The following is a 6,022-nucleotide window of genomic DNA, read 5'->3' on the forward strand; positions in this document are numbered from 1 at the left end:
ACTCCTGTCGTTCGGTAGCTCGGCTGACCCAAGGGGTCCCGTGGCTTTGCGTCCCCGCCTCGCGGCGGGTTTGCCGTTGTCGCTGACGTTGGCACTATGCCCCGTTTGGGTGCCATGGGACAAGAAGTGCCCGGGAATGTCTGTTTCGCGAGCGGGTGAAATCGCCGGTTTCCGGCGGATCGACGGCCGTTGGGACCATCCAGGTGGGGCTGTCGGGTTCCGGTTGATGGCTGACGCCTGAGTTCCGGTTGATCTTTGACGCTCTTGGTGGTCAGTGTGCCTGTCGGGTCTTGACCGGTGCACCTCCTTCCGGTCGCTTCTTGCGGACCGGTCCGCTGCTGGTGCGCCGGGCGGTGCGTAGCAGCTCGTTGCCGATCCAGAACTGCAGGGTGTCGGGGCCGACGAGCGCGTCGCAGCGTTCCCCGGCATGGTGCGTGCCGACCGAGACCTGCTGCCAGGACACGCAGACCACCCCGACAGCCGAGACCTTGCGGGCGACCCATTCCGGCCCGGTGCGGTCCGGGGTGCTGGCCGGCGGGCGGGGCCCGCCGGTAAGGAACCGGGAGGCGGGTGTGGCCATCTCCAGCCACTGGTGCGGGCGGTCGGTGTTGTAGAACGCGACCCACTCGTCCAGGGCGGCTTGCGCACGCTCCAGCGTCGCGAACTGCCGGCCTGTGCCGAACTCGGCGCGCAGGCTGCGGTGGAACCGCTCGATCTTGCCGGTCGTGGTCGGCGACCGTGGTGTGGTCAGCAGGTGCTCGACCCCGTTGCGGCGGCAGATCGCGTCGAACAGCACCTCCACCGGCGGGTGCCCGAACCGGCCGGTGAAGACCTTGCCGTTGTCGGTCAAGATCTGCTCAGGCACCCCGTACCGGTCCAGGGCCGCGACCAGCGCGTCGCAGACGAACCGGGTGCGCTCGGCCGGCATGAACGCCGCGCACACGCAGAACCTCGAGTGGTCGTCGACCCCGGTCAGGCACTTGATGCTCGCCCCGCCGACCAGCACGATCCCGCCGACCACGTCCATCTGCCACAGCTCCATCGCCCGGCCCCGCTCCCACCGGCGCCAGTGCTCCTGGCGACGCCGATGCGCAGACGGGTCGATCAGCCCAGCCCGACGCAACGCCCGATAGACCCCCGACCGGGACACCACCACGCCCCGGCGGCCCAGCTCGTAGACGATCCGCGTCGGCCCCCACCCTCGATGGGCCCGCCGCATCTCCCAGACCGCCACCTCGGCATCCGGATCGATCTGATGCGGACAGCTCGCCGGCCGATGCGAACGATCGGCCAGCCCCTCCAACCCGCCGTCCTCATAGCGGGCCAACCACCCATGCAACGTCTGACGCGAGACCCCCCACGACGCCGCCACCTCGGTGATCATGCGACCATCCGCAACGACCGCCAGCACCGCCTTGTACCGCTGCTCAGCCACGCTCAGCTCCCTCATCCAGGGAGCGTCAACGATCAACCGGAACCGGTGTCAACCATCAACCGGAACCCCGTCAACCCTCAGCCGAACCTCAAACGTCCAACATCAGGCGGAACCACACACCATCCAGGTGGGGCAGGCGGGGCTTGAACCCGCGACCGACGGATTATGAGTCCGCTGCTCTGACCGGCTGAGCTACTGCCCCGGCGCCGCCAGGGTATCGGCAGCGAGTACGGTGGACGGCCGTGCCGCGCTTCAGCCACCGCCTCCCCGCCGACGTGACGACCCGCCTCGACCTCCCCCACGGCGACAGCGTCCTGGCCGGGGTGCACCTGGACGGCGGCGGCTGGGCGGTGGCCACGCTCCGCGCGTTCCACCTCCTCGCGGAGGACGCCGCCACGCCGGAGGCCGCCACGCCCTGGTGCGACGTCGACCGCGGCTCGCTGGACCCCACGAGCCGCACCCTGACCGTGTGGTGGGTGTCCGGAACGCGTCGGGCCGTGACGCTGCCCGACGACGCCGACGCCCGACGCTTCGCCCGGACCTTCCGCGACCGCGTCCAGCAGTCGGTGGTGCACGCCGTGACGGTGGCGCTCCCCGGCGGCGGCCAGGCACAGGTGGCACTGCGCCGGGGGCCGGACGGCCTGCTGTTCACCCAGACCCTCGGCACGGCGGCGGTCGATCCGAGGGATCCGGAGGTCGCCGCGGCGCTCGCGAAGGCGGAGGCCGCGGTCCGCGATGCGGCCGGTCTGCCGGCCTGACGGGCGTCCGGAGGCCCTCGATCGGCTGCTACAGTTTCCCGTCGGAACGCCCCTGAGGGCTGACCGCGATCCCCCGTAGCTCAATTGGCAGAGCATCCGACTGTTAATCGGAGGGTTGCTGGTTCGAGTCCAGCCGGGGGAGCTCACGCTCCCCCTCTCCGCGGCCCCTCGCGGGCGTCCCGGTGAGCAAGACCGAGGTCGTGGTCCGCAGATAACGGGCCACGACCTCGATCTCACTCAGGGACCATTCGCGCCGGGCTCGCCACCGCAGCGAAACGATTGACTGGCTGACGCCCAGCGCCCTCGCGAGTTCCGTCTGAGTGACACGCCGGCGGCCGGCCTCAGCGCGGATGTTCGCGGCGACCCGCTCGGCGAGCGAGTCCATCGCTGGCGACGGAAGTGCTGTGCTCATGGCGCGAGGTTATCGGCTGAGCCGATATTTCCGCTACGGCTGAGATGACGACACGCCGGGTGACATCTTGACGGCAATCGCGTCACGCGATAAATCTCTCCCTCGTGCACAACTCCCCCGCCGGCGCAGCCGTCATCATCCGTGCACTCATGAGACAGCGCGATGTGTCGCAGACCGACCTCGCGCGAGAGCTGGGCCTGACGCAGAGCGCGGTATCGGATCGCCTTCGCGGCCGCACCCCGCTGCGCGAGCCTGAGCTTCGCGCGATCGCCGACTTCCTCGCCGTGCCGGTGGAGCAGCTGCTCGAGGCGCCGGCGCCGACTCTCGCCGAGGTCGCCTCGTGAGCGCGGGCCCGCAGATCGCTGACCCGAGCATCACGGTCACGCCGATGCCCGGCATGGGCCGCCTCGTCGCGGCGGTGTGCCGGGAGTGCTCCTGGCACACGGCGCCGAACGTGCGCGAGCTCGTCGACCTCGAGCGGGCGCACCACGTCGACGCGCACCGCCGCGGCGCGGTGCCGGCCCCGTTCCACGGGCTGCTGCCATGAACGCCGCGTCCACCATCCCCCGGTCCGTCACGAGCGTGCTGATCGCTCGCAAGGTCATGCGCTGCGACGGACGCGGCTGCCGCATCGCGCGCGGGGATCGCTACCTCGCGCACGTCATGCCTCCCAGCCGGCGGCTGGGCAACACCACCGACATCACGACGGTCGAGTGCATGCGCTGCGCGGGCCAGCTGGGGCGCCAGCCGGAGCAGCAGCCGGAGGCCTACGCGGTGCCGCTGTTCGACCCGGAGGGGATCGCGTGAACGAGAAGCTGCGCAAGATCCGCAAGACCATCATCGAACGGCTGTTCATCGAGATGCTCGTCGACGCCGACGCGCACACGAAGGACAGCCGCTGGGGCATGCCCCTGATCCGCGAGAAGGCGGCCGTCGTGACCATCGACGGCACCCCGCAGCTGGTGTGGGCATGAGCGCCGCGATCGAGCAGTGGCGGCCCGTCGTCGGGCACCCGACCTACGAAGTCTCCGACGCCGGCCACGTCCGCAACGCGCGCACGGGGCACATCCTGGCGCAGACCCCAGCCGGCAAGTCCGGCCGGTACCGCAAGGCGCACCTCGGGCGCAGCGGCCGAAACCGCCTCGTGCACCGCCTCGTCGCCGCCGCCTTCCTGGGGCCGGCGCCGTCGTTCGAGCCGCACGACGTCGACCACATCGACGGCGACCCGACGAACAACCACGTCAGCAACCTGCGGTGGCTGTCCAAGTCCCTCAACTCCGGCCGTCACCCCGTCTTCGCCGCGCGCTGCGGAAGCCGCGTGCTCTGGTCCATCCCTGGCGACGAACCCGCACCCGACGACTACGTGCCCCTGACCGACGAGGAGCTCGACGAAGCGCTGGCCGGGTGGGCCGTCGCATGACCCGCCGCATCCTCGACAACCTCCTCACCTGGGCGCTGGCCCTGGCGCTGCCGGGCTCGATCCTGCTGGCCGACTGGTGGGTGGCCCGGTGAACGTCGAGCGGCTCGTGCACGAGTACGTCGAGCACACCGAGCAGCAGCGCGACGGCGTGAGCCGACTGCTGTCCCGCCGGATCAAGCGCCGACCCGCGCTGGCCACCTGGCTCGTCGCCTGCTTCCTGACGGGCCTGCTGCTCGGCTGGCTGGCGACCCGATGAAGGCCGCCGAGGCGCTCGAGCAGGTGCAGCTGTGCGCGAACGTCATCGCCGCGCTCAACGAGCTCCTGACGGAGCGCTGCCGGGCATACGAGGAGCTCGAGCGCAAGGGCAAGATCCCGCAGGGCTCGCCGTACCTGATCGACGCCCGTGAGGTGCTCCAGGTGCTCAACGCCGGAGCTGACATGGGCATCGCGATCCACGCCACGCACGCGCTGTGAGCGGTCGGCACGCCGCGCCGCGGCCGCCACGCCGCGAGCTCGTGCTCGAGCTGCTGACGGCCATGCTGGACGGTGCGCTGCTCTACGGCGCGCTGGCCCTGGCGCCGGCCGTTGTCCGTGTCGTCGAGTGGCGCGCTGCGGCGCGTAGGGCTCGGTGACGCCGCGCGACGTCGCCGCACTCTCAGACATCCTTGAGCCGCTCTCGGGCGGCTCTTCGGCGTGCCCGCGTCGCCTGCCGTGGCGGGAGCGGAAGGCCGGCCAGGCGTTCCGGCAGCGCCTCGGCCGGGCAGGTGAGCGCAAGCCGTGGCGGGTGATCGACGCCCTGCCGCCGGGCACGGTGCGCTCGAGCTCGCAGAAGGCGTGGCTCGACGCGGTCGCCGCCGCCCCCGCCCTGGCGGCCCTACGCGCGGATGCCCTCGCGAACGTGCGCCAGGTGGCCCAGCAGCTCGCGTGGCGGGCCGACTGGACGACGATGACCACCCGGCCCACCTGGCCCGTCCTGACGTCACAGACGGGCCTGTCGCGGGCCACGATCGGCCGGGTGCTGCTGCGGCTACGCCGCGCCGGCCTGCTCGGCGTGGTGGCCTCGGGCCGGTCGGCCGGGTGCCAGACCGTCGAGTCGCTACACGGCCAGGGCGACGCCGCGGTCTACGTGCTGGCGGTCCCCTCCCCGCTGCAGGCCGTCGCGCCTGTGGACGAAAGTGAGACCCCATCGGCACCCCTGCCGGTTGTAGACGAACCCATGCGTGCGCGCGAGACCGCGAACGACTCTTCGGAGCCGCTGCGCGGCCCTCACCCATGGCCGGCTGACGCCGGCGCGGTCCAGCTCGAGCTGGCCGACCGGACGGTTGTCCGGCTGCCGGGGCGGTCCACGCGAGCACTGCGCCTCGAGAGGCGCAAGGCGCAAGCCGGGCAGGTCGCCTCCCGCGTGCCGATCCTGGCCACGCTGAGCACGAGCTACGTGGCGGCGATCCTGCGGGACTTCGCGTTGGCCGGATGGACGACCAGCGACCTGGTCGAAGCGATCGACTGGCGGCCGGACGGCACCCGCTGGCCGCACACCGCCGCGACCGGCATCGACCCCGACCCGCGCCGCGGCGCGGCCGCGCACTGGCTCGAGCACCGGCTCGCCGCGTGGCGCGACGAGGCCGGCGACCCGATGACCGCGCCGGCGGCTCGTCGGCTGGCCGCGGCCCGGGCCCGGATCGCCGCGCAGCTGCAGGCGCGGGCCGACGACGACGCCGCGGCCGAGCGCCGGCCGCCGGTGCAGGACAGCGCGGGATTCGCCGCGTTCAAGGCCGCCCGGGCGGCCCTCACGAGAAGGGCACCACGATGAACAGTTCGACGATGTCGGTGCGAGACGCCACGGGGCGCCGGCTGTCCGTCCTGCAGGTGTTGGACGACCGCGGAGAGCTTGCCGCGTTCGAGCTCGAGGTGAACGGGAGCATCACGCTCGACCTGCACGACGCGGCGAGCCTGGCCGGGTTCCTCTCCCCGGCAGGGATCACGCTGGCTCGGCGGCC

The 6,022-nt window shown here is 72.0% G+C and carries 13 protein-coding genes, 2 tRNA genes and 1 riboswitch; of the genes, 12 read left to right on the forward strand and 3 right to left on the reverse strand.

Features of this window, described 5'->3' with window-relative positions:
• Window positions 1–10: 10 nt before the first annotated feature.
• Window positions 11–85: riboswitch (cyclic di-GMP riboswitch) on the reverse strand.
• A 186-nt stretch (window positions 86–271) separates the two neighbouring features.
• Both BGO37_RS15845 and BGO37_RS15850 read right to left on the reverse strand, forming a co-directional pair.
• On the reverse strand, window positions 272–1,450 hold the full coding sequence (locus BGO37_RS15845) for an IS481 family transposase (protein ID WP_291756471.1): 1,179 nt from the start codon (window positions 1,448–1,450) through the stop codon (window positions 272–274).
• 113 nt (window positions 1,451–1,563) lie between these two features.
• Window positions 1,564–1,637: transfer RNA gene (locus BGO37_RS15850), tRNA-Ile, on the reverse strand.
• A 40-nt stretch (window positions 1,638–1,677) separates the two neighbouring features.
• Here BGO37_RS15850 and BGO37_RS15855 point away from each other — a divergent pair.
• Both BGO37_RS15855 and BGO37_RS15860 read left to right on the forward strand, forming a co-directional pair.
• On the forward strand, window positions 1,678–2,193 hold the full coding sequence (locus tag BGO37_RS15855) for a hypothetical protein (protein WP_291756473.1): 516 nt from the start codon (window positions 1,678–1,680) through the stop codon (window positions 2,191–2,193).
• Window positions 2,194–2,262: 69 nt separating this feature from the next.
• A tRNA-Asn gene (locus BGO37_RS15860) sits at window positions 2,263–2,335 on the forward strand.
• Here the strand turns inward: BGO37_RS15860 and BGO37_RS17875 are convergent.
• Window positions 2,297–2,605 (reverse strand): helix-turn-helix domain-containing protein, encoded by a 309-nt coding sequence (locus BGO37_RS17875; protein ID WP_367188121.1) that lies wholly within the window; start codon window positions 2,603–2,605, stop codon window positions 2,297–2,299. The genes BGO37_RS15860 and BGO37_RS17875 overlap by 39 nt on opposite strands.
• Window positions 2,606–2,709: 104 nt before the next feature.
• On the opposite strand from BGO37_RS17875, the gene BGO37_RS15865 reads away from it, so the two are divergent.
• From BGO37_RS15865 to BGO37_RS15910, 10 genes are all read left to right on the forward strand, one after another.
• On the forward strand, window positions 2,710–2,949 hold the full coding sequence (locus BGO37_RS15865; RefSeq protein WP_291756476.1) for a helix-turn-helix transcriptional regulator: 240 nt from the start codon (window positions 2,710–2,712) through the stop codon (window positions 2,947–2,949).
• On the forward strand, window positions 2,946–3,152 hold the full coding sequence (locus tag BGO37_RS15870; protein WP_291756478.1) for a hypothetical protein: 207 nt from the start codon (window positions 2,946–2,948) through the stop codon (window positions 3,150–3,152). The genes BGO37_RS15865 and BGO37_RS15870 overlap by 4 nt, the downstream gene beginning before the upstream one ends.
• Window positions 3,149–3,412 (forward strand): hypothetical protein, encoded by a 264-nt coding sequence (locus tag BGO37_RS15875; protein ID WP_291756480.1) that lies wholly within the window; start codon window positions 3,149–3,151, stop codon window positions 3,410–3,412. Before BGO37_RS15870 ends, BGO37_RS15875 begins: the two co-directional genes overlap by 4 nt.
• Window positions 3,409–3,579, forward strand: a complete 171-nt coding sequence (locus BGO37_RS15880) for a hypothetical protein (RefSeq protein WP_291756482.1) — start codon at window positions 3,409–3,411, stop codon at window positions 3,577–3,579. The genes BGO37_RS15875 and BGO37_RS15880 overlap by 4 nt, the downstream gene beginning before the upstream one ends.
• Window positions 3,576–4,025, forward strand: coding sequence for an HNH endonuclease (locus BGO37_RS15885; protein ID WP_291756483.1), 450 nt, complete (start codon window positions 3,576–3,578; stop codon window positions 4,023–4,025). Before BGO37_RS15880 ends, BGO37_RS15885 begins: the two co-directional genes overlap by 4 nt.
• Before the next feature lie 88 nt (window positions 4,026–4,113).
• The gene (locus BGO37_RS15890; protein WP_291756484.1) at window positions 4,114–4,281 is read left to right on the forward strand and encodes a hypothetical protein; all 168 of its coding nucleotides are present in this window, start codon (window positions 4,114–4,116) and stop codon (window positions 4,279–4,281) included.
• On the forward strand, window positions 4,278–4,499 hold the full coding sequence (locus tag BGO37_RS15895; RefSeq protein WP_291756485.1) for a hypothetical protein: 222 nt from the start codon (window positions 4,278–4,280) through the stop codon (window positions 4,497–4,499). The genes BGO37_RS15890 and BGO37_RS15895 overlap by 4 nt, the downstream gene beginning before the upstream one ends.
• Window positions 4,496–4,657 (forward strand): hypothetical protein, encoded by a 162-nt coding sequence (locus tag BGO37_RS15900; RefSeq protein WP_291756487.1) that lies wholly within the window; start codon window positions 4,496–4,498, stop codon window positions 4,655–4,657. The genes BGO37_RS15895 and BGO37_RS15900 overlap by 4 nt, the downstream gene beginning before the upstream one ends.
• A 152-nt stretch (window positions 4,658–4,809) precedes the next feature.
• Window positions 4,810–5,835 (forward strand): hypothetical protein, encoded by a 1,026-nt coding sequence (locus BGO37_RS15905; RefSeq protein WP_291756489.1) that lies wholly within the window; start codon window positions 4,810–4,812, stop codon window positions 5,833–5,835.
• Window positions 5,832–6,022, forward strand: a 191-nt coding sequence (locus BGO37_RS15910) for a hypothetical protein (protein ID WP_291756490.1), incomplete at its 3' end; no start/stop codon positions are given. The genes BGO37_RS15905 and BGO37_RS15910, both read left to right, overlap by 4 nt.

The organism is Cellulomonas sp. 73-92, assembly GCF_001898175.1.
Taxonomy (GTDB): domain Bacteria; phylum Actinomycetota; class Actinomycetes; order Actinomycetales; family Cellulomonadaceae; genus Cellulomonas.

Bases quoted from the DNA above. Each gene is read 5' to 3' on its own strand.
- BGO37_RS17875 (WP_367188121.1), bottom strand. From the start codon at position 2,605: ATGAGCACAGCACTTCCGTCGCCAGCGATGGACTCGCTCGCCGAGCGG.
- BGO37_RS15845 (WP_291756471.1), bottom strand. From the start codon at position 1,450: ATGAGGGAGCTGAGCGTGGCTGAGCAGCGGTACAAGGCGGTGCTGGCG.
- BGO37_RS15895 (WP_291756485.1), top strand. From the start codon at position 4,278: ATGAAGGCCGCCGAGGCGCTCGAGCAGGTGCAGCTGTGCGCGAACGTC.
- BGO37_RS15875 (WP_291756480.1), top strand. From the start codon at position 3,149: ATGAACGCCGCGTCCACCATCCCCCGGTCCGTCACGAGCGTGCTGATC.
- BGO37_RS15885 (WP_291756483.1), top strand. From the start codon at position 3,576: ATGAGCGCCGCGATCGAGCAGTGGCGGCCCGTCGTCGGGCACCCGACC.